The organism is Mangrovibacter phragmitis (genome assembly GCF_001655675.1).
GTDB lineage: Bacteria > Pseudomonadota > Gammaproteobacteria > Enterobacterales > Enterobacteriaceae > Mangrovibacter > Mangrovibacter phragmitis.
In genome coordinates this window covers 498,411-518,177 of the sequence record NZ_LYRP01000001.1, presented here as the reverse complement: position 1 = coordinate 518,177, position 19,767 = coordinate 498,411, and the positions used below count along the sequence as shown (strand labels likewise).

Annotated in this window: 18 protein-coding genes; 12 read left to right on the top strand and 6 right to left on the bottom strand. The window is 51.5% G+C overall.

Annotation, left to right across the window (positions count from 1 at the left end):
- The first annotated feature begins 3 nt into the window (after positions 1-3).
- The 5 genes from cheZ to bglB all read left to right on the top strand — a co-directional run bounded on the left by cheZ (position 4) and on the right by bglB (position 5,876).
- Entirely contained in the window at positions 4-636 is a 633-nt protein-coding gene (cheZ, locus tag A9B99_RS02325; protein WP_369934736.1) for a protein phosphatase CheZ, read from the top strand.
- A 220-nt stretch (positions 637-856) separates the two neighbouring features.
- On the top strand, positions 857-2,008 hold the full coding sequence (gene flhB / locus A9B99_RS02320) for a flagellar biosynthesis protein FlhB (protein WP_064594217.1): 1,152 nt from the start codon (positions 857-859) through the stop codon (positions 2,006-2,008).
- Positions 2,001-4,079, top strand: a complete 2,079-nt coding sequence (gene flhA / locus A9B99_RS02315) for a flagellar biosynthesis protein FlhA (protein WP_064594216.1) — start codon at positions 2,001-2,003, stop codon at positions 4,077-4,079. Before flhB ends, flhA begins: the two co-directional genes overlap by 8 nt.
- Complete coding sequence (flhE, locus tag A9B99_RS02310; RefSeq protein WP_064594214.1) at positions 4,079-4,480, top strand: flagellar protein FlhE; 402 nt, start codon at positions 4,079-4,081, stop codon at positions 4,478-4,480. The genes flhA and flhE overlap by 1 nt, the downstream gene beginning before the upstream one ends.
- A gap of 256 nt (positions 4,481-4,736) precedes the next feature.
- Entirely contained in the window at positions 4,737-5,876 is a 1,140-nt protein-coding gene (bglB, locus tag A9B99_RS02305; RefSeq protein ID WP_064594212.1) for a beta-galactosidase BglB, read from the top strand.
- An 80-nt stretch (positions 5,877-5,956) separates the two neighbouring features.
- On the opposite strand, the gene argS is transcribed toward bglB, so the two are convergent.
- Positions 5,957-7,687, bottom strand: coding sequence for an arginine--tRNA ligase (gene argS / locus A9B99_RS02300; RefSeq protein ID WP_064595466.1), 1,731 nt, complete (start codon positions 7,685-7,687; stop codon positions 5,957-5,959).
- 220 nt (positions 7,688-7,907) lie between these two features.
- On the opposite strand from argS, the gene A9B99_RS02295 reads away from it, so the two are divergent.
- The gene (locus A9B99_RS02295) at positions 7,908-8,474 is read left to right on the top strand and encodes a VOC family protein (RefSeq protein WP_064594210.1); all 567 of its coding nucleotides are present in this window, start codon (positions 7,908-7,910) and stop codon (positions 8,472-8,474) included.
- A 2-nt stretch (positions 8,475-8,476) separates the two neighbouring features.
- Here the strand turns inward: A9B99_RS02295 and A9B99_RS02290 are convergent, their stop codons facing one another.
- Positions 8,477-9,616, bottom strand: coding sequence for a MalY/PatB family protein (locus A9B99_RS02290; protein ID WP_064594208.1), 1,140 nt, complete (start codon positions 9,614-9,616; stop codon positions 8,477-8,479).
- Positions 9,617-9,696: 80 nt separating this feature from the next.
- Here A9B99_RS02290 and cutC point away from each other — a divergent pair, with 80 nt between their 5' ends.
- On the top strand, positions 9,697-10,443 hold the full coding sequence (gene cutC, locus A9B99_RS02285) for a copper homeostasis protein CutC (RefSeq protein WP_064594206.1): 747 nt from the start codon (positions 9,697-9,699) through the stop codon (positions 10,441-10,443).
- Between the two features lie 635 nt (positions 10,444-11,078).
- Positions 11,079-12,716 (top strand): malate dehydrogenase (quinone), encoded by a 1,638-nt coding sequence (gene mqo / locus A9B99_RS02280; RefSeq protein WP_064594204.1) that lies wholly within the window; start codon positions 11,079-11,081, stop codon positions 12,714-12,716.
- Between the two features lie 87 nt (positions 12,717-12,803).
- On the opposite strand, the gene cmoB is transcribed toward mqo, so the two are convergent.
- The 4 genes from cmoB to A9B99_RS02260 form a co-directional block, all read right to left on the bottom strand.
- Positions 12,804-13,775 (bottom strand): tRNA 5-methoxyuridine(34)/uridine 5-oxyacetic acid(34) synthase CmoB, encoded by a 972-nt coding sequence (cmoB, locus tag A9B99_RS02275; protein WP_064594202.1) that lies wholly within the window; start codon positions 13,773-13,775, stop codon positions 12,804-12,806.
- Complete coding sequence (gene cmoA, locus A9B99_RS02270) at positions 13,772-14,515, bottom strand: carboxy-S-adenosyl-L-methionine synthase CmoA (protein ID WP_064594200.1); 744 nt, start codon at positions 14,513-14,515, stop codon at positions 13,772-13,774. Before cmoA ends, cmoB begins: the two co-directional genes overlap by 4 nt.
- Positions 14,516-14,554: 39 nt before the next feature.
- Positions 14,555-14,950: an MAPEG family protein gene (locus A9B99_RS02265; protein WP_064594198.1), complete on the bottom strand. Its 396-nt coding sequence runs from the start codon at positions 14,948-14,950 to the stop codon at positions 14,555-14,557.
- Positions 14,951-15,027: 77 nt separating this feature from the next.
- The gene (locus A9B99_RS02260) at positions 15,028-15,846 is read right to left on the bottom strand and encodes a DUF72 domain-containing protein (RefSeq protein WP_064594195.1); all 819 of its coding nucleotides are present in this window, start codon (positions 15,844-15,846) and stop codon (positions 15,028-15,030) included.
- Positions 15,847-16,163: 317 nt separating this feature from the next.
- Between A9B99_RS02260 and aspS the strand changes: the two genes are divergently transcribed.
- The 4 genes from aspS to ruvC are packed head-to-tail and all read left to right on the top strand — an operon-like array spanning position 16,164 to position 19,709.
- Positions 16,164-17,942: an aspartate--tRNA ligase gene (gene aspS / locus A9B99_RS02255; RefSeq protein WP_064594194.1), complete on the top strand. Its 1,779-nt coding sequence runs from the start codon at positions 16,164-16,166 to the stop codon at positions 17,940-17,942.
- Between the two features lies 1 nt (position 17,943).
- Entirely contained in the window at positions 17,944-18,387 is a 444-nt protein-coding gene (gene nudB / locus A9B99_RS02250; RefSeq protein WP_064594192.1) for a dihydroneopterin triphosphate diphosphatase, read from the top strand.
- Between the two features lie 23 nt (positions 18,388-18,410).
- Positions 18,411-19,151, top strand: coding sequence for a YebC/PmpR family DNA-binding transcriptional regulator (locus A9B99_RS02245; RefSeq protein ID WP_064594190.1), 741 nt, complete (start codon positions 18,411-18,413; stop codon positions 19,149-19,151).
- A gap of 36 nt (positions 19,152-19,187) precedes the next feature.
- On the top strand, positions 19,188-19,709 hold the full coding sequence (gene ruvC, locus A9B99_RS02240) for a crossover junction endodeoxyribonuclease RuvC (RefSeq protein ID WP_064594188.1): 522 nt from the start codon (positions 19,188-19,190) through the stop codon (positions 19,707-19,709).
- The last annotated feature ends 58 nt before the right edge of the window (positions 19,710-19,767 follow it).

Genomic DNA, 19,767 nt, shown 5'->3' with positions numbered 1-19,767 from the left:
GAGATGATGACATCTTCAAATGACCAACAAGCAACGGACATCATCTCCCGGATTGGTAGTCTGACACGTATGTTGCGTGACAGCCTGCGAGAACTGGGGCTCGATCAGGCCATTGCTGAGGCTGCAGAAGCTATTCCAGATGCACGTGATCGCCTCGACTATGTTGTCACGATGACGGCTCAGGCCGCGGAACGTGCGTTAAACTGTGTTGAGGCGTCGCAGCCCCATCAAATGCAGATGGAGTCTGAAGCCAAAGATTTGACCAAACGCTGGGATGCGTGGTTTGAAAGCCCCATTGAACTTGGCGATGCAAAAGAACTGGTGACTGATACACGTAAGTTTTTGGCTGATGTGCCTGAGCATACCGGATTCACCAATGCGCAATTGCTGGAAATCATGATGGCTCAGGACTTCCAGGATCTGACAGGGCAGGTGATTAAGCGCATGATGGATGTGGTACAGGAGATTGAGCGCCAATTGCTGATGGTATTGCTGGAAAATATGCCAGAACCTGCAGCCCGTAAGAAGCGTGAAAATGAAGGCCTGCTTAATGGGCCACAGGTGGATGCAACTGCGGCAGGTGTGGTTGCCAGCCAGGATCAGGTTGACGACCTGCTGGACAGCCTCGGCTTTTAACAGACTGGTCTCTCTGGTTGCAGAGAGGCCAGCTGGCAACACTGGCCCGGCCTGTGTCGGGCGCTATTGTCATACTCATCCTGTTGAGGCTTTTCTGCTAACAGTGAACCCACCTGTCTGAATCGTCAAAACAAACCCTATTTTAACGCGCTACTTGCAGGATTAGTTGTGCGTGCCTCTGGCATGATGCAATGGTCATTATGTTCATAGAGGTTTCCCTGTGGCTGAAGATAGCGACCAGGAAAAAACAGAAGCCCCCACACCCCACCGACTCCAGAAAGCGCGCGAAGAAGGGCAAATTCCCCGTTCCCGTGAACTGACCTCGGTGCTGATGGTGCTCGCTGGCATGAGTATCATCTGGGTGGGCGGCACTACTCTGGCGCATCAGTTGGGGGGAATGCTGTCTGACGGGCTACGTTTCGACCATCGCATAATCAATGATCCCTCAGCACTGATCCGCCAGGTTGGTCAACTCCTCGAAACCGCTATGTGGGCAATTTTACCATTGATCGGTGGCCTGGTTGTGGTGGCAATTGCGGCACCGCTGTTCCTGGGTGGCCTGGTCTTTAGTGGTAAATCTCTTGAATTTAAATTCAGTAAGCTCAATCCGATAAGCGGTTTTGGGCGCATGTTTTCTATGCAGGCGCTGTCAGAACTGGCAAAAGCAATGTTGAAAGTAGGTTGTGTTGCCATCGTTACCGGGGCGTACTTGTGGCACAACTGGCCGGATATGCTCCACTTAATTAGTGAGTCGCCAGTTAATGCCATGGCGACGGCAATGAATATGGTCGCAACCTGTTGTCTGTTGGTTATTCTCGGGCTTATTCCGATGGTCGGGTTCGATATTTTTTTCCAGCTATACAGCTACTTTAAAAAGTTGCGTATGACCCGCCAGGATATTCGGGATGAATTCAAGCAGCAGGAAGGTGACCCGCACGTTAAAAGTCGCATTCGTCAGCAACAGCGGGCCATGGCCCGACGGCGCATGATGGCAGATGTCCCAAAAGCAGATGTTATTGTCACCAACCCGACTCACTATTCAGTTGCTTTGCAATATAACGAATCAACGATGAGCGCTCCCAAAGTACTTGCCAAAGGCGCGGGCCTGGTCGCACTACGGATCCGCGAAATCGGAGCAGAAAACCGTATTCCGGTGCTGGAAGCACCGCCACTGGCACGCGCGTTATACCGCCATGCCGAAATTGGGCAACAAATTCCGGGTCAGCTTTATGCAGCAGTGGCAGAAGTGCTGGCCTGGGTATGGCAGCTTCGTCGCTGGCGTCTGGCTGGTGGCGTTGCGCCGAAGAAACCTGACAACCTCCCTGTGCCAGCGTCACTGGACTTTTTGAACGAGAACGACACTGATGGCTAATTTGGTCGCAATGCTGCGTCTGCCCGCAAATATGAAAACCGGGCAATGGCAAATCCTCGCCGGGCCAGTCCTTATCATGCTGATTCTGTCCATGATGGTACTGCCGTTGCCCGCGTTTGTGCTGGATTTATTGTTTACTTTTAACATTGCGCTGTCTGTAATGGTGTTGCTGGTGGCGATGTTTACCCAGCGGACGCTGGACTTTGCCGCATTCCCGACCATTCTGTTATTTACCACGTTGCTGCGTCTTGCGCTGAATGTGGCATCAACACGTATTATCCTGATGGAAGGGCATACAGGTGCGGCTGCAGCAGGTAAGGTTGTTGAAGCATTTGGCCACTTCCTGGTCGGCGGTAATTTCGCGATTGGTATCGTGGTGTTCATCATTCTGGTTATCATCAACTTTATGGTTATCACCAAAGGTGCAGGGCGTATTGCGGAAGTCGGTGCGCGATTTGTTCTGGATGGTATGCCCGGCAAACAAATGGCGATTGATGCTGACCTCAATGCGGGGTTAATTGGTGAAGATGAGGCAAAGCGCCGCCGTGCTGAAGTCACTCAGGAAGCCGATTTCTATGGTTCAATGGATGGTGCCAGTAAATTTGTGCGCGGGGATGCGGTTGCTGGCCTGCTTATCATGGCTATCAATATTATCGGAGGCTTACTGGTAGGGGTAGTTCAGCATGGTATGCCGGTTGGCAACGCAGCACAAAGTTATACCCTGTTGACCATTGGTGATGGTCTGGTTGCTCAAATTCCTTCTCTGGTCATTTCGACTGCAGCGGGTGTTATCGTTACCCGGGTAAGTTCAGACCAGGATGTTGGCGAGCAGATGGTGACTCAACTGTTTGCTAACCCGCAGGTTATGCTGTTGTGTGCCGGGGTACTTGGCTTGCTGGGCATGGTTCCAGGGATGCCTAACTTTGTCTTCCTGTTATTTACAGCAGCGTTGCTGGGCCTGGCATGGTGGGTGCGTGGTCGCCAAATGGCCGAACCACAAACAGCGCAGCCCGTTGTGGTAGCAGAAAACCCTCAGGCGGTGGAAGCATCATGGCGCGATGTTCAGTTAGAAGATACGCTGGGCATGGAAGTAGGTTACCGTTTGATTCCCATGGTTGATTCGCAACAGGATGGGGAGTTGCTTGGGCGTATCCGTAGCATTCGTAAGAAATTCGCCCAGGAAATGGGCTTTTTGCCGCCAGTGGTGCACATTCGTGACAACATGGATTTACCACCCGCGCGCTATCGTATTTTGCTAAAAGGCGTGGAGATTGGCAGCGGCGATGCTTATCCGGGACGCTGGCTGGCTATCAACCCGGGTACTGCTGCCGGGAACTTGCCTGGTGAGAAAACGATTGACCCGGCGTTTGGACTGGAAGCTGTCTGGATTGAAAGTGCGCTTAAAGAGCAGGCGCAAATTCAGGGCTTCACCGTGGTGGAAGCCAGTACCGTGGTCGCCACCCACCTGAATCACCTGATAAACCTCTATGCACAAGAATTGTTTGGCCGCCAGGAAGCGCAACAGTTACTTGACCGTGTTAACCAGGAAATGCCGAAGTTGACTGAAGACCTGGTGCCGGGCGTGGTGACACTGACCACGCTGCATAAAGTCCTGCAAAACTTGCTGGCGGAAAAAGTGCCTATTCGTGATATGCGCACTATTCTGGAAACACTGGCAGAGCATGCTCCTATTCAAACTGACCCGGCAGAACTGACTACCGTGCTACGTGTGGCCCTGGGCCGCGCAATCACTCAGCAGTGGTTCCCGGGTAACGACGAAGTGAAAGTGATAGGCCTTGATGCTGGCCTTGAGCGGCTGTTACTCCAGGCATTACAGGGAGGTGGTGGTCTGGAGCCGGGCCTTGCCGACAGATTGCTGGAGCAATCCCGCGAAGCGCTGCAACGCCAGGAGATGCTTGGCGCGCCTCCGGTATTGCTGGTCAACCATGCTTTACGCCCGCTACTGGCTCGTTTTTTGCGCCGTAGCTTGCCGGACCTGGTTGTGTTGTCAAATCTCGAGTTGTCAGATAACCGCCAGATTCGTATGACAGCTACCATTGGTGGTAAATAATGCGGGTCAGAGACAGCCTTTTCACACTGTTGTGTCTCCCGCTGCTGGTACAGGCTGCGGGGGAAGGCTCCTGGCAGGCCGAAAGCATGGGTGCGGCATTAAGCCACCGGGGCGTTGTTGCTTCATCAAAACCGCTGGCTCCACCGCACAAGGTCAAAGGTGTGATTACGCAGGTATACTGGCGCTATAGCCTGTTTTCTATTCCACCTGATCGTCTGGAAGTAAAACTCTGCACCCAGACTCAGTGCGTTATTGTTGACGGGCAGCAAGGCGTTACCAGCGCTTTTGCTGGCCAGCCCGCGAATCAGCCTTTTTATTTTGTTTGGGGTGTTTATGGACAGGGTGTTCTCTACCCGGTAATGCGTGTACGTGCGAACCAGGTGATAGTTAATTATCGCTGATTTCCTTTCGTTATTTCCCCTCCCTTTTTCTGGCACATCTCATTTCCAGAGATGCGGTTTGAATAAAAAGAAACATAATTTTATAAAAAGAGTGATGAAGATGACGTCACTCTTTTTATCACTGTCACGGGATTAACTTTGCTGGCAAAAATTGCAAGGTTAGCCCAGGGATAATTCGCTAGCGTTACCTTCAGTAACCCGGTGCCGGTTTTTAGCGGCACAGGTTGATATGGAATTCACACATCTGAGGTCGTATATGAAAGTCTACCCTGTAAAACACAGCCCATTGTTACGCCAACCAGAACGTTTTATTGATCGCACGACACTGTGCCAGCTTATCAACAAAGTGACGGACAACCTGGTCAATATCCAGGATGAAACGGGGGAGTTTTTACTGCGGCTGGATGACGGGCGGGTGATTGACACTAAAGGCTGGGCTGGCTGGGAATGGACCCACGGTGTGGGGCTTTACGGCCTCTGGCAGTATTACCAACAGACAGGTGATACCCGGATGCGTGATATCGTTGATGACTGGTTTGCTGACCGGTTCAGGGAAGGCGCGACAACGAAAAACGTCAATACCATGGCGCCGTTTCTTACTCTGGCATTGCGTTACCAGGAAAATGGCGACAGTCGGTTATTGCCCTGGCTGGAAACCTGGGGGGAGTGGGCAATGCACGAAATGCCGCGTACCCAAAAAGGGGGCATGCAGCACATTACTCTGGCGGAAGAAAACCATCAGCAAATGTGGGACGACACGCTGATGATGACCGTGCTGCCGCTGGCGAAAATTGGCCAGTTATTGCATAAACCGGAATGGGTAAATGAGGCTATTTACCAGTTTATGGTTCACACTCAGCATTTACAGGATAAAACCACAGGGTTATGGTTCCATGGCTGGAGCTTTGAGGGAAATCATAATTTTGCCAGGGCGCGCTGGGCGCGGGGTAACAGTTGGCTGACCATCGTGATTCCTGACTTTCTGGAGTTGCTAAATTTGCCAGAACATGACCCGGTGCACCGCTGGCTTATCCAGGTGCTGGAAAGCCAGGTGAAGGCACTGGCAGGCTGCCAGCATGAATCCGGTTTGTGGCATACCTTACTTGATGACCCGCATTCCTACCTGGAAGCATCCGCATCAGCAGGGTTTGCCTGTGGTATTTTAAAAGGCGTGCGCAAGCGTTATTTAGCGGCTGAGTATCTGCCAGTTGCTGAGCGTGCTGTCCAGGCTATTGTCAAAAATATCTCGCCGGAAGGGGAGCTGTTGCAGGTGTCGTTTGGTACCGGGATGGGCAGCACTCTGGATTTTTACCGTGATATTCCGCTCACATCAATGCCTTATGGACAGGCGATGGCGATTTTGTGCCTGACAGAATACCTGCGCCGTTATTTTTAAAACCTGATGGTTCAGCTTTAATACAGTTGGCGGGACATATGGCCCCGCCAGCTGCTTCAGGTAAACGAAAAACGGCAGTATTACATCCGCTCTACAGTTTCAATACCCAGGGTATCCAGACCGATTTTCAGCACTTTGGCTGTCAGGCGCGCGAGCTGGAGGCGGCTGTCACGCACTGGTTGTTCGGCACTGAGAATAGGGCAATGCTCATAAAATGCGGAGAACAACCCGGCGACATCATATAAGTAGGCGCACATAACATGTGGGGTGCCATCGCGAACCACTACAGCAAGGGTTTCTTCTAACTGCAACAGGCGGGCTGCCAGCGCAGATTCGCGCTCGTTACCAATCACGACAGGTGCGGTAATTGACTGCTCATCGATACCGGCTTTGCGGAAGACAGACAGCACGCGCGTGTAGGCATACTGCATGTAGGGTGCGGTATTGCCTTCAAATGCGAGCATGTTGTCCCAGTCGAAAACGTAGTCGGTGGTGCGGTTTTTGGACAGGTCAGCATATTTCACTGCACCAATCCCTACAGCATTTGCCAGTACGTTAAGCTCATCGGCAGGCATGTCCGGGTTTTTCTCACTGACCAGCTTACGGGCACGCTCCAGCGCCTCATCCAGCAGGTCGGCAAGCTTGACTGTACCACCCGCACGGGTTTTAAACGGCTTACCATCTTTGCCCAGCATCATGCCGAACATATGGTGTTCGAGAGGAACGGATTCAGGCACATAACCCGCTTTACGCACAATGGTCCAGGCCTGCATCAGGTGCTGGTGCTGGCGGGAATCAATATAATAGAGCACACGGTCCGCATGCAGTGTTTCGTAGCGGTATTTGGCACAGGCAATGTCAGTAGTGGTATACAGATAGCCGCCATCTTTCTTCTGAATGATAACGCCCATCGGTTCGCCTTCCTTGTTCTTGAACTCATCAAGGAACACGACAGTGGCACCTTCACTTTCTACGGCGAGGCCTTTGGATTTCAGATCGGCGACAATGCCTGGTAGCATGGGGTTGTACAGGCTTTCACCCATTACGTCGTTGCGGGTTAATGTCACATTCAGACGGTCATAAGTGATTTGGTTCTGGGTCATGGTGATATCGACCAGCTTACGCCACATTTCCCGGCAGTATTCATCACCGCCTTGCAACTTAACGACATACCCACGCGCACGTTCAGCAAAAGCTTCATCTTCGTCGTAATGCTTTTTGGCTTCGCGGTAGAACCCTTCCAGGTCAGCGAGTGCCATTTCACCTGCATTTTCTTGCTGCTGTTTTTCCAGAAATGCAATCAGCATCCCGAATTGAGTACCCCAGTCGCCAACATGGTTGGCCCGGATGACGTTGTGCCCAAGGAAGCTCAACGTACGGGCGGCTGCATCACCAATGATGGTTGAACGCAGGTGGCCAACGTGCATTTCTTTGGCAACGTTTGGTGCGGAGTAATCAATGACGATGGTTTCTGGTGTTGCAATGGCGCTGACACCCGCACGCTCTGAAACGACCGCCAGCTCAACCTGGGCCGCCAGAAATACCGGGTCGAGAAAAATATTAATAAAGCCAGGACCGGCTATTTCAACTTTACTGGCAATTCCGGTTAAATCCAGGTTTTCGAGCACTTTCTCAGCCAACTGGCGGGGAGGCATTCCCAGTTTTTTGGCCTGGGCCATCACACCGTTTGCCTGATAATCACCGAACTGAACTTTTGCAGACTGGCGAACCTGTGGTTCGCAATCTGTGCTTGCGCCTGCTGCAATCAGTGCCTGACTGACTTTATCTGAAAGAAGTGCCTGAATATTCACCTGAATACCTTTTTTAGCTGCGCGATTCCCTGACAGGAAGCGTGTACATACAGAAATAAGGGCGCGATTATACTGCATTTGTCTGAAGGCGTCAGTAAGCGCGCCGCCATTCCACGGTGTGCCAGGCTCAGGGGGTATTGTTTGTCTAAAAATGCACCTGAGTAGCGTTGGCCTGGACCGGGTAAACAGGTAGAGTAGCGTTTTTTTACAGGAGTGGGCGATGAACGACTGGCAGATCATTGAAGAACTTGCAGATATTAAAGCCGATTTACCGCGTTTTGAGCAGGCTCTGGCGCAACTGGCCGGCCAGTTAGGCCTGGAACTGGGCAAGCGGGAGGCAGACCATATTTCGTTGCGCTGCCACCAGAATACGACAGCTGAACGCTGGAAAACGGGATTTCTGCGTTGCGGGGAATTACTGTCTGAAAAGCTGATTAATGGGCGCCCTGTTTGCCTGTTCCGGTTGAAGCAACCCGTGGAAGCCGGGGGCTGGGCTTTCACACTGATTGAATTGCCCTGGCCTGGTGAAAAGCGTTACCCCCATGAAGGCTGGGAACATATTGAAATTGTTCTTCCCGGCGACCCGTCAACGTTAAACGCCCGTGCGGTGGCGCTGCTTTCTGATGCCGGGCTGGCAAGACCTGGCATCAGCATAAAAACCAGTTCCCCCACAGGTGAAGGTGAGCGCTTGCCTAACCCCACGCTCGCTGTCACCGATGGCACTGTGACTATTAAATTCCACCCATGGCCACTGGATGTCATTATCAGCAGTGAACGGGATAAATAGCACTACAGCGCATTAACCGCGCGTTGGATGCGCAGAATAGCTTCGTTGAGCGTTTCCTGAGTGCAACCAAAATTAATGCGTACAAAGCTGCTATTACCGAAATCGCGTCCAGGTGAAAAACCTAACCCGGCATCCAGGAAGAATTTCGCCGGGTTATCAACGGGCAGCCCTGAACAGTCGACCCATGCGAGGTAGGTGCCTTCAGGAGGAATCACGGCTAAACCTGGAAGGGCGTTTATGGCTGCGCAGAGCGTATCGCGGTTGTTACGCAGCACCTGCAATTGCGCGTCCAGCCAGGAGCCCCCCTCACGTAGTGCCGCTTCAGCGGCGGTAATTGCCAGAATATCCACCTCAGGAACAATGCCTGCCCGCGTTGCAACAAAACGCTGGCGCAATACCGGATTGGCGATAATCGCAAAAGACGCGCCCAGACCAGCGATATTCCACGTTTTGGACGGTGCCATGAGGGTGACTGTTCGCTGTGCCGCGTCGTCACTCAGGCTGGCAAAGGGAATATGGTGTGCGCCTTCGTCCAGCAGCAAGTCACAATGGATTTCATCAGAACAGACAATCAGGTTATTGCGCTGGGCAAAGGCCAGTTGTTCTGATAACTCATTGCGGCGGTATACCGTCCCGCCAGGATTTTGTGGGTTACATAACATCAGTAACCGTTCGTTACCCAACAACTGTGGTTCGATTTCTTCAAGATTCATCACCCAACGATCATTTTGCAGATGCAAGGGGGCATTTAACTGAGTGTGCCCCGCCAGACGCGCTGCTTTGCGAAATGGAGGGTAGATGGGGTCGGGCGCGAGCGTTCCCTGGTCCGGGCCGCAATAAGCACGCACGGCAAGATTCAACCCGGTTGCGACACCCGGAATAAAGACCAGCCATTCAGGCTCAATATGCCAGTCATAACGGTTAGCCAGCCAGTTAACAACGGCCTCAGCCAGACCATCCGGATGTTTACCGTATCCAAACACACCTTGTGCAACACGGGCCTGCAACGCCTCAATCACGCAAGGCGGGGAGCGAAAATCGGTATCCGCTACCCACATTGGCAATACAGAGGGCGGCCAGTGATTCCATTTAATGCTGTCGCTGTGATAGCGGTCGGTATGCTCATCGAAATTGAATGTCATGATTGCCCTGCTTGAAAAGATAAATCAGACTAATGACAAAATGGATATCTACCAGGTTAAGAGTAAAAAGGAGAATGTCAATGGCGTTGTTGGAGATCTGTTGTTATAGCCTGGACTGCGCCATGGTGGCGCAACGCTCTGGGGCTGACCGAATTGAGTTATGTTCCGCGCCAGCTGAAGGTGGACTCACTCCATCAGCAGGCCTGTTAAGGGCTGTTCGCCGCCTGGTTTCACTGCCCGTTCATCCTATTGTTCGCCCGCGTGGTGGCGACTTTTGTTACGACGCGCACTCCTTTGACATTATGCTGGATGATATTTCCCTGATGCGTGATGCCGGGTTCCCGGGCATTGTAACGGGTGTACTGACAGAGGATGGCCAGGTTGATTTGCAGCGAATGTCGCGAGTGATGTCGGCTGCAGGGAGCATGGCAGTCACCTTTCATCGAGCCTTCGATGTGTGCCGGTCACCACAGCAAGCTCTGTGCCAGTTAGGCGAACTGGGCGTTGCACGGATACTGACATCCGGGCAGGCAGCCAGCGCTGAGAAAGGAATTACGTTGCTGAGGGAACTTATTGGGATTGCCGGAACTCCAATTATTATGGCAGGAGCGGGTGTGCGCCCGTCCAACATACGGTTGTTTGTTGAGAGCGGTATTCAGGAACTGCACAGCTCAGCCGGAGAATATGTGCCATCGGTTATGCGTTACCGGCATCAGGGGGTATCCATGTCAGCAGACCCTGACGCAGATGAATTTCGTCGTTATCGGGTAAGTGCTTCTGCGGTAACGGAGATGAAAACGATTCTGTCCGGTCACAAGGAGAACTGATTTTTGCCGCACATCATGTCGCCCAATATGATGTTTGCATGTACCAGGCCCCGATCTTTTGTCGGGGCTTTTTTTATGCCTGGATTTCTGCTTCTGCAATAAATAACCAAAAATTATAGATACACCTGAATCCGGCGGGTGTTTTTTAATTACCTGTGACCAGGCGTTTCTTCCAGATCATTGTTATTAAAATAGTTTTATTTACTGCATAACCATGCATTGATGATGAATGCGGTTCCACTCACATATTTTTCTGGTTATGAAATATAACGCGATAGCGATACCTGCCAGTATCCGGCAATAGCGTGGAAAATCAAAGGTTGCAGGGAGTGTTGCACCAAACGTTAAGGTAATGCTATTGTCGATTGCTCGGGAATGGTTGTTTGAAAACTATGCAATCGATTGTTTTTACAGGAATGCTTCGTTTTACAATTAAGAAACATTAATAAAACAAAAAACTTTATAATTTAAAAATTATTTAAATTTTCATTGCCTGGTGTTAACGTAATAACTCAGGTGATGGTCCGTGAAACGTTTAACCTCTACAAAACCCTGCGCATCATCACTCTCGATGGCATACCGAATCTCTGAAAACGCTTTCAATTGCGATAATAAAGTTATAAGGCTATGAAGTTATGAAAAAAATCGCTGCCGGGCAATATGAGCCGGGAACAGGGAACAACGGATTGGCTTCCTCTGCCACTGCAACAAAAATGCAGGAAATAGATGTTTTGCTTATTGGTGGCGGCATTATGAGCGCTACGCTGGGCACCTATTTGCAGGAGCTGGAGCCAAACTGGTCTATCACTATGGTGGAGCGTCTGGATAATGTGGCTCAGGAAAGCTCCAACGGCTGGAATAATGCAGGTACCGGGCACTCCGCGCTGATGGAACTGAACTACACGCCGGTTGATAAAAACGGTGCGGTCAGTACCCAAAAAGCTGTTGATATTAATGAAGCGTTTCAGATTTCACGCCAGTTCTGGGCATGGCAGGTTCGGCAGGGTGTGTTGCAAAACCCGCGTTCCTTTATTCGTAGTGTTCCTCACGTTAGTTTTGTCTGGGGGCAGGATAACGTTAATTTTCTGCGTGCCCGTTATACAGCACTGAAGGACCGCGTTCTGTTTCGTGGTATGTCCTATTCAGAAAATCACGAACAAATTAAAACCTGGGCTCCGCTGGTCATGGAAGGGCGCGATGCGTCTCAACCTGTTGCAGCAACCTGGACGGAAGGCGGCACCGATGTCAATTTTGGCGAAATCACCCGCCAGCTGGTTGCCTCACTGAAGAAAAAAGCTAATTTCCATTTGCGTCTGGGAACTGAAGTACGGGATTTACACCGTAACCCGGATAATACCTGGACAGTAACCCTGCTTGAAAAAGCCAGCAAAACACAACACCGGGTGAAAACAAAAACGGTTTTCATTGGTGCTGGCGGAGCGGCACTGAAACTGCTCCAGAAATCGGGTATTCCTGAGGCTAAGGCTTATGCAGGGTTCCCGGTGGGTGGACAATTTTTAGTGTGTGAGAAGCCTGAAGTGGTTAATAAACACCTGGCGAAGGTCTATGGAAAAGCCTCTGTCGGTGCGCCTCCTATGTCCGTTCCACATATAGACACGCGTGTTCTGGATGGTAAACGTGTACTGTTGTTTGGCCCGTTTGCCACATTCTCCACCCGTTTTCTGAAAAATGGATCGCTGTGGGATTTGCCTTCAACAACCCGGCCATCTAATCTGCTGCCGATGGTGCATGTCGGGCTTGATAACTTCAGCCTGGTGAAATACCTGGTCGGGCAGGTGGTACAGTCTGATAAAGATCGTCTGAAAGCGTTGCGTGAGTATTACCCTCAGGCACAAAAAGAAGACTGGCGCTTGTGGCAGGCAGGACAGCGTGTTCAGGTTATTGAGCGTGACACCAGGAAAGGCGGCGTATTGCGGTTGGGTACGGAAGTGGTGAGCGACAAACAGGGCACAATAGCAGCTTTATTAGGTGCTTCCCCTGGCGCTTCGACCTCTGCGCCTATTATGCTTGAAGTGATGCGCAGCCTGTTTGCCGATAAAATGCTGAGTGCAGACTGGCAGGTCAAACTGAAGGCCATGTTGCCTTCTCTTGGCCATCAACTGGATGAGGACAGCGCAATGGCGGAACACATTCTGGATTATACCAGCGATGTGCTTGAACTGGTGCATAACACCACGCCGGTAACCCAGACAGCGCCGTTACCAGAAGGCGAGTTGGTGGAAGATGAACTGGTGGCGGATATTGCGATCTGACAATTCTGCCGGTCGATAAAAGAAAACGCGCAACGGAATCGCAACCGGGCGCGTTTTTTTATGGCCTTGTAATACAGCCGCAGGATGTCAGGGCTTGCGGGCAATGAGCACCGCACGTAATGGTGCAGGATACCCTTCACAGGTCAGATGTGGATTTTGTGGGTCGAGAAAATCCGCCAACGACTCAGTTTCCATCCAGTCGGTACGGCGTTGTTCCTCGACCGTTGTGTAGTTATGGTCAACGATACGCACATCGACAAAACCGCATTTTTCGAGCCAGTTTTTCAGCGCCAGTGCAGATGGAATAAAATAGACATTGCGCATCTGTGCATAACGTGAGCCCGGCACCAGCACATCATGCTCATTACCTTCAATCACCAACGTTTCCAGTACCAGTTCTCCTCCACTGACCAACTGGTTTTTCAACTGCCACAGGTGGTCAAGGGGGGAGCGGCGATGGTACAACACCCCCATTGAGAACACGGTATCAAACGCTTCCAGCGCAGGAAGTTGCTCTATCCCCAAAGGAAGTAAATGCGCGCGCTGGTCATTTCCCAGTAATTTGCGAACCGCTTCAAACTGGCAGAGAAAAAGCTGTGTAGGGTCAATACCTACCGCGAGTTTTGCACCTGCACCCACCATGCGCCACATGTGGTAACCACTACCACAGCCGACATCAAGCACCAGGCGGTCAGCCAGCGGTGAAATGTGCGGTGCGACACGGTCCCATTTCCAGTCAGAGCGCCACTCAGTATCGATATGGACACCATAAAAGTGATAAGGCCCTTTGCGCCAGGGCATCAGTTGCCGGAGCAGGCGGGTTAACCCGGTGATTTGCCCTTCACTAAGCGGTGTGGTACTGCCTGCACTAACGCTGTTAACCAAATCGATATGATCAGGAACGCGCTCTGGCAGGAAAGAAACAGCATTTTGCCAGTGTTTGAGCTGGCCATGTTGCCCGTCACGCTGCCATTGTGCGATTTGCGCTGGTAAGGTCTCCAGCCAGTGTGCCAGCGGGCCGGTTGCAATCTGGCTATAAAACTGCCCAAAGTTCGTCACGCTGATTCTCCTGATTTGATGGCAACCAGAGAACCAAAGTTAAAACACTGGAACCAGAGTTCGCAATGTGTGAACCCGGCGGCCTGCAACCGTGCTTTGTGGGTATCGACAGAGTCAGTCAGCATTACGTTTTCCAGCATGCTGCGCTTCTGGCTGATTTCCAGCTCGCTATAACCATTGGCACGTTTAAAATCCAGATGCATATCAAACAGCAGTTCACCCATTTGCTGGTCCGGAAAACTGAATTTTTCTGATAACACCAACGCGCCACCCGGGTTCAGACCCTGGTAAATCTTGCTAAGCAGCGCCAGGCGATCATCGGGGGCGAGAAACTGCAAAGTGAAATTAAGAATCACCAGTGAGGCATTCTCAATTGGCACATCACGAATGTCGGCTTCTAAGACATCAACAGGAGTGGCTGCACGGAAAGCGTCAAGATGACGGCGGCAGCGTTCTACCATTGGCGCTGAGTTATCGACAGCAATAATCCGGCAATCTGCATGATTGATATTGCGCCGGGCAGAAAGCGTAGCTGCGCCCAGAGAGCAACCTAAGTCGTAAACCTGGCTCGCTGGCGTGACGAAACGCCCGGCCAGCATGCCTATCATTGAAATAATGTTAGAGTAGCCCGGTACCGAGCGTTGGATCATATCCGGGAAAACTTCAGCAACCCGTTCATCAAAGGTCCAGTCGCCAAGGCTTGCGATAGGCGCAGAGAACAGCATGTCGCGGTTAGACATAACGAGGAATCCGAGAATTACAAAGTGCCGTATTGTGCGTTAACGGAGCGAGAAAACCAACTCCCATGGCATAAACCACAGATTACCCAGCACCATCAGCACTAATGAGAGCCATGTGCAGGCCATGCCCGCCCTGCGCCAGGGGAAAAGCCGGTGCCGGTATCCGTAATAGTGCATGATTCGCCCAATAAGCAAAATGCTGCCGCATGTATGCACCATCCAGTAGGCAGCGCCATCCATTTCGAAAAAGAGCAACAAGATTAGGCCAATGGGGATGTACTCCACTGCGTTGCCATGTATGCGAATAGCACTTTGCAGCTCAGAAAACCCCCCATCGCCATAGGCAACATGGTACTGCACGCGAATTCTTACTACATCAACAGATAACTTTAGCAACAATAATGTGCCAAGAACTGCATACAGTGCACTGACCATAAAAACTCCATTTTTTGCCTGACCTGTCGTGAGCTGAAACAATAATAGCCTGAACGTGCTGCTCTGTCGCCAGGCTATCAAAATAAGGTGGGCTGTTCCGGTTGGGCTGGCGGCGGTGTGAAATCAGGCACCAGGCGCTGCAGTACCGGTAATAACATCGTCACAATTTGGTGAACCTCGCCAATGTCTGGTGTGTGCAAAAACAAAAATGGGTTATGGTCCTCAGACCAGCCAGACAGGCGGTTAATCCAGTGATGGAACAAACCGGCGCTTTGCGGCATATCATCACTGGCGATAAACCGTACGAGAGGCATGGTTCCGGTCAGCACCGCATGAACCGGAAGCCGTGGTTTCTTGCGCTGCGCTTCGACCATAGCGGGTGTTGAAGCTGCGGCAGAATGCACAGGTCTGCTGTCGAGGATTACCCGGTTTACGCCCCGGGCATGCAGTCCCTGGTTTAACGCCCGTTCAATATCACCTTTTTCGAAAAATGCCGGGTGGCGCACTTCAACGCCCCAGTTGAACCCTTGTGGTAATCTGTCGAGAAAAGCCCATAATACGGGGAGATCTTGCGGAGAAAAGGCTGCCGGGAGTTGCAGCCAGTATTGAGCAACACGCTCTGCCAGTGGCTCCATCCGCTGTAAAAATGCCTGAGTCAGGCTGGCGCAGTCGCGCAGAGCCGCCTGGTGGCTGATAGTGGCCGGGAATTTGAAACAAAAGCGGAAATCATCGTGGCTCATTGCCCGCCAGCGCATCACTGTTTCTGCAGAGGGTACAGCGTACAGCGTGGTGTTGCCTTCAACACAGTTGAAATAGCGCGCATATTCTTCCAGCGATGTAATACCCCATTGTCGCCACTTAGGATGTGACCATTGGGGTAAACCAATATACAGCATAACTGTTTAGCACCTGCTTAGCTTTGCAATGGAGCGTACCAATTTACGCAGGGTTACCGGTTATGGCAAAAGTTACAAAGAATGGCACCTTAGGTGTTAATGCCGTTACCCGGCTAGTTATTTTTGTTAAATTTTGCCTGTAGATGCAAGCCCGTGCACAGCAATCAATCAGCCAGGGTGTGATGGGCTTATCGGCAGGCGGAATTTCCAGTATAATAGCCGCCTTTTTTCATCCAGTTGTGGCTTTCAGCCAACGCTGCGCGGTGTTTTTCTCTAACTGAAAACAGTACCGGTGCAGCGAAGTTAAGGGATATCTCATGCGTACAGATTATTGTGGGCAGCTCAATCTGTCCCATGTTGGGCAGCAGGTAACACTGTGTGGTTGGGTTAATCGCCGTCGCGATCTCGGTAGTCTTATTTTTATTGATATGCGCGACCGTGAAGGCATCGTGCAGGTTTTCTTCGACCCGGATCGTCAGCAGGCCTTTGGTGCTGCGGCTGAATTGCGTAATGAGTTTTGCATTCAGGTTACGGGTGTTGTTCGCGCGCGTGATGAAAAGAACGTAAACCGTGATATGGCAACAGGCGAAGTGGAAGTATTCGCCACTGACCTCAATATCATCAACCGCTCAGAGCCGCTTCCGTTGGACTCCAATCAGGTTAATACTGAAGAAGCGCGCCTGAAATACCGCTATCTGGATTTACGCCGCCCGGAAATGGCCCAACGCCTGAAAACGCGTGCAAAAATCACCAGTTTTGTGCGTCGGTTTATGGATGAGCACGGGTTTTTGGATATCGAAACGCCCATGCTGACCAAAGCTACCCCGGAAGGCGCGCGTGACTACCTGGTTCCCAGCCGTGTTCATAAAGGGAAGTTTTATGCGTTGCCACAATCTCCCCAGTTGTTCAAACAGCTGCTGATGATGTCTGGCTTCGATCGCTACTATCAAATCGTTAAATGTTTCCGCGACGAAGACCTGCGTGCTGACCGCCAGCCTGAGTTTACCCAAATTGATGTGGAAACCTCCTTCCTGTCCGCAGAGCAAGTACGCGAAATCATGGAAGCGATGATCCGTAAGTTATGGCTGGAAATCAAAGGTGTTGATCTGGGTGACTTCCCGGTGATGACATTTGCTGAAGCAGACAGGCGCTACGGTTCTGATAAGCCAGACCTGCGTAACCCAATGGAACTGGTTGATGTTGCAGACCTGGTAAAATCTGTTGAATTTAAAGTGTTCGCGGGCCCGGCCAATGATGCCAAAGGTCGTGTTGCGGCATTGCGTGTTCCTGGCGGAGCACATCTGACCCGTAAACAAATTGATGAATACGGTAAATTTGTTGAGATCTACGGTGCTAAAGGCCTGGCGTATATCAAAGTTAACCAGCGTGATGCCGGTCCCGAAGGTATCAATAGCCCGGTGGCAAAATTCTTAACAGCAGAAATTATTGAAGCCATCCTGGCCCGCACCGGAGCGCAGGACGGCGACATGATTTTCTTCGGCGCTGATAAAGCCCGTACCGTTTCTGACGCCATGGGTGCGCTGCGTCTTAAAGTAGGTAAAGACCTGCAAATAACCGATGATAAAGCCTGGGCTCCGTTATGGGTTATCGATTTTCCCATGTTTGAGGAAGATGGTGAAGGTGGTCTGGCGGCAATGCACCATCCGTTTACCTCACCGCGTGATATGTCTCCGGCTGAACTGAAAACCGCACCAGAAACTGCGATTGCCAATGCTTACGATATGGTGATTAACGGCTATGAAGTTGGTGGCGGTTCGGTGCGTATTCATAATGGCGAAATGCAGCAGACAGTATTCGGTATTTTGGGCATCAATGAGCATGAACAGCGCGAAAAATTCGGTTTTCTGTTGGATGCGCTGAAATTTGGTACGCCACCTCATGCAGGCCTGGCATTTGGCCTTGATCGCCTGACCATGTTGCTTACCGGGACGGAAAATATTCGTGATGTTATCGCGTTCCCGAAAACGACAGCCGCTGCCTGCCTGATGACTGAGGCACCCAGCTTCGCTAACCCGGCCGCCCTGGAAGAGTTAAGCCTGCAAGTGGTGAAAAAGAACGCTCAGGAGAATAAGTAACATGGCATTTAAACGGCCTGTCTCTGTCCTGGTGGTGATCTATGCCCAGGACACTGGCCGGGTGTTAATGTTACAACGGCGTGATGACCCCACTTTCTGGCAGTCTGTGACAGGCAGCCTGGAAGAGGGGGAAAGCGCCGTGGATGCCGCACTTCGCGAAGTAAAGGAAGAGGTCGCCATTGATGTTGCCAATGAGCAACTGGCCTTGATCGACTGCCAGCGGCGTGTGGAGTTTGAGATATTTACACATTTACGTCATCGCTATGCCCCGGGCATTGTGCGTAATGTAGAGTCCTGGTTTTGCCTGGCTCTGCCCCACGAACGGTCTGTTGTGATTTCAGAGCATCTGGACTGGAAATGGGTGAACGCGACAGATGCAGCGGTACTCACTAAATCCTGGAGTAACCGGCAGGCGATTGAAGAGTTTGTAATCGATGCCGCCTGAATAAGGCGTTTTTGGAGAAAGTTATGGCAGGTCATAGTAAATGGGCCAACACGAAGCACCGCAAAGCGGCACAGGATGCCAAACGCGGTAAAATTTTTACCAAAATTATTCGCGAGCTGGTTACGGCTGCCCGTTTGGGTGGCGGCGATCCGGGGTCTAACCCGCGTTTGCGTGCTGCTGTCGATAAAGCGTTGGCAAACAACATGACGCGTGACACCTTAAACCGCGCGATTCAGCGTGGCGTGGGGGGTGATGACGACACAAACATGGAAACCATCATTTATGAAGGTTATGGCCCTGGCGGTACAGCTGTTATGGTTGAATGCCTGAGTGACAACCGTAACCGTACGGTTGCCGAAGTGCGTCATGCTTTCACTAAAACCGGTGGTAATCTGGGTACTGATGGTTCTGTTGCCTACCTGTTCAGCAAAAAAGGGGTTATCTCTTTTGAAACAGGTGATGAAGACACCATCATGGAAGCGGCATTAGAAGCGGGTGCGGAAGATGTTGTTGCCTACGACGATGGCGCTGTCGATGTTTACACTGCCTGGGAAGAAATGGGCGCAGTCCGTGATGCACTGGAAGCGGCAGGCCTGAAAGCCGATGCAGCAGAAGTGTCAATGATTCCGTCAACCAAAGCCGATATGGACGCGGAAACAGCGCCGAAATTGCTGCGCCTTATCGATATGCTGGAAGACTGTGATGACGTGCAGGAAGTCTACCATAACGGTGAGATCTCCGACGAAGTCGCAGCGACCCTTTGATTATTGCGCTAATACGCCATATGCCGGAGGCGGGCGATGTCCATTATACTGGGTATTGACCCCGGCTCCCGCATCACTGGTTATGGAGTAATACGGCAGGCGGGACGGCAACTGAGTTACCTTGGGAGCGGATGTATCCGCACTCAGGTGACAGACCTCCCGTCCCGGCTGAAGCTAATTTATGCTGGCGTCAGCGAAATTATCACCCAGTTTGCACCGGATTATTTCGCCATTGAGCAAGTCTTTATGGCGAAAAATGCCGACTCAGCGTTAAAGCTGGGGCAGGCCCGGGGAGTGGCTATTGTTGCTGCTGTTAACCATGACTTACCGGTGTTTGAATATGCTGCAAGGCAGGTTAAACAAACAGTAACCGGGATTGGCAGTGCTGAGAAAGCGCAGGTTCAGCACATGGTGCGCCGGTTGCTCAACCTGCCTTCTAATCCGCAGGCCGATGCAGCGGATGCGCTGGCGATTGCTATTACACATTGCCACATCAGCCAGAATGCCATTCAGGCAGGGTCCGCACGCCTTAACCTGGCGCGAGGCAGGTTGCGATAAATCAGGCTGGATATTTATCCAGCCTTTTTTATATTATAGGTACCATTAATTCCGTCCA

Coding starts and splice junctions, on each gene's coding strand:
- cheZ (WP_369934736.1), top strand. CDS start 4: ATGATGACATCTTCAAATGACCAACAAGCAACGGACATCATCTCCCGG.
- flhA (WP_064594216.1), top strand. CDS start 2,001: ATGGCTAATTTGGTCGCAATGCTGCGTCTGCCCGCAAATATGAAAACC.
- flhE (WP_064594214.1), top strand. CDS start 4,079: ATGCGGGTCAGAGACAGCCTTTTCACACTGTTGTGTCTCCCGCTGCTG.
- bglB (WP_064594212.1), top strand. CDS start 4,737: ATGAAAGTCTACCCTGTAAAACACAGCCCATTGTTACGCCAACCAGAA.
- A9B99_RS02295 (WP_064594210.1), top strand. CDS start 7,908: ATGAACGACTGGCAGATCATTGAAGAACTTGCAGATATTAAAGCCGAT.
- A9B99_RS02290 (WP_064594208.1), bottom strand. CDS start 9,616: ATGACATTCAATTTCGATGAGCATACCGACCGCTATCACAGCGACAGC.
- cutC (WP_064594206.1), top strand. CDS start 9,697: ATGGCGTTGTTGGAGATCTGTTGTTATAGCCTGGACTGCGCCATGGTG.
- mqo (WP_064594204.1), top strand. CDS start 11,079: ATGAAAAAAATCGCTGCCGGGCAATATGAGCCGGGAACAGGGAACAAC.
- cmoA (WP_064594200.1), bottom strand. CDS start 14,515: ATGTCTAACCGCGACATGCTGTTCTCTGCGCCTATCGCAAGCCTTGGC.
- A9B99_RS02265 (WP_064594198.1), bottom strand. CDS start 14,950: ATGGTCAGTGCACTGTATGCAGTTCTTGGCACATTATTGTTGCTAAAG.
- A9B99_RS02260 (WP_064594195.1), bottom strand. CDS start 15,846: ATGCTGTATATTGGTTTACCCCAATGGTCACATCCTAAGTGGCGACAA.
- aspS (WP_064594194.1), top strand. CDS start 16,164: ATGCGTACAGATTATTGTGGGCAGCTCAATCTGTCCCATGTTGGGCAG.
- nudB (WP_064594192.1), top strand. CDS start 17,944: ATGGCATTTAAACGGCCTGTCTCTGTCCTGGTGGTGATCTATGCCCAG.
- A9B99_RS02245 (WP_064594190.1), top strand. CDS start 18,411: ATGGCAGGTCATAGTAAATGGGCCAACACGAAGCACCGCAAAGCGGCA.
- ruvC (WP_064594188.1), top strand. CDS start 19,188: ATGTCCATTATACTGGGTATTGACCCCGGCTCCCGCATCACTGGTTAT.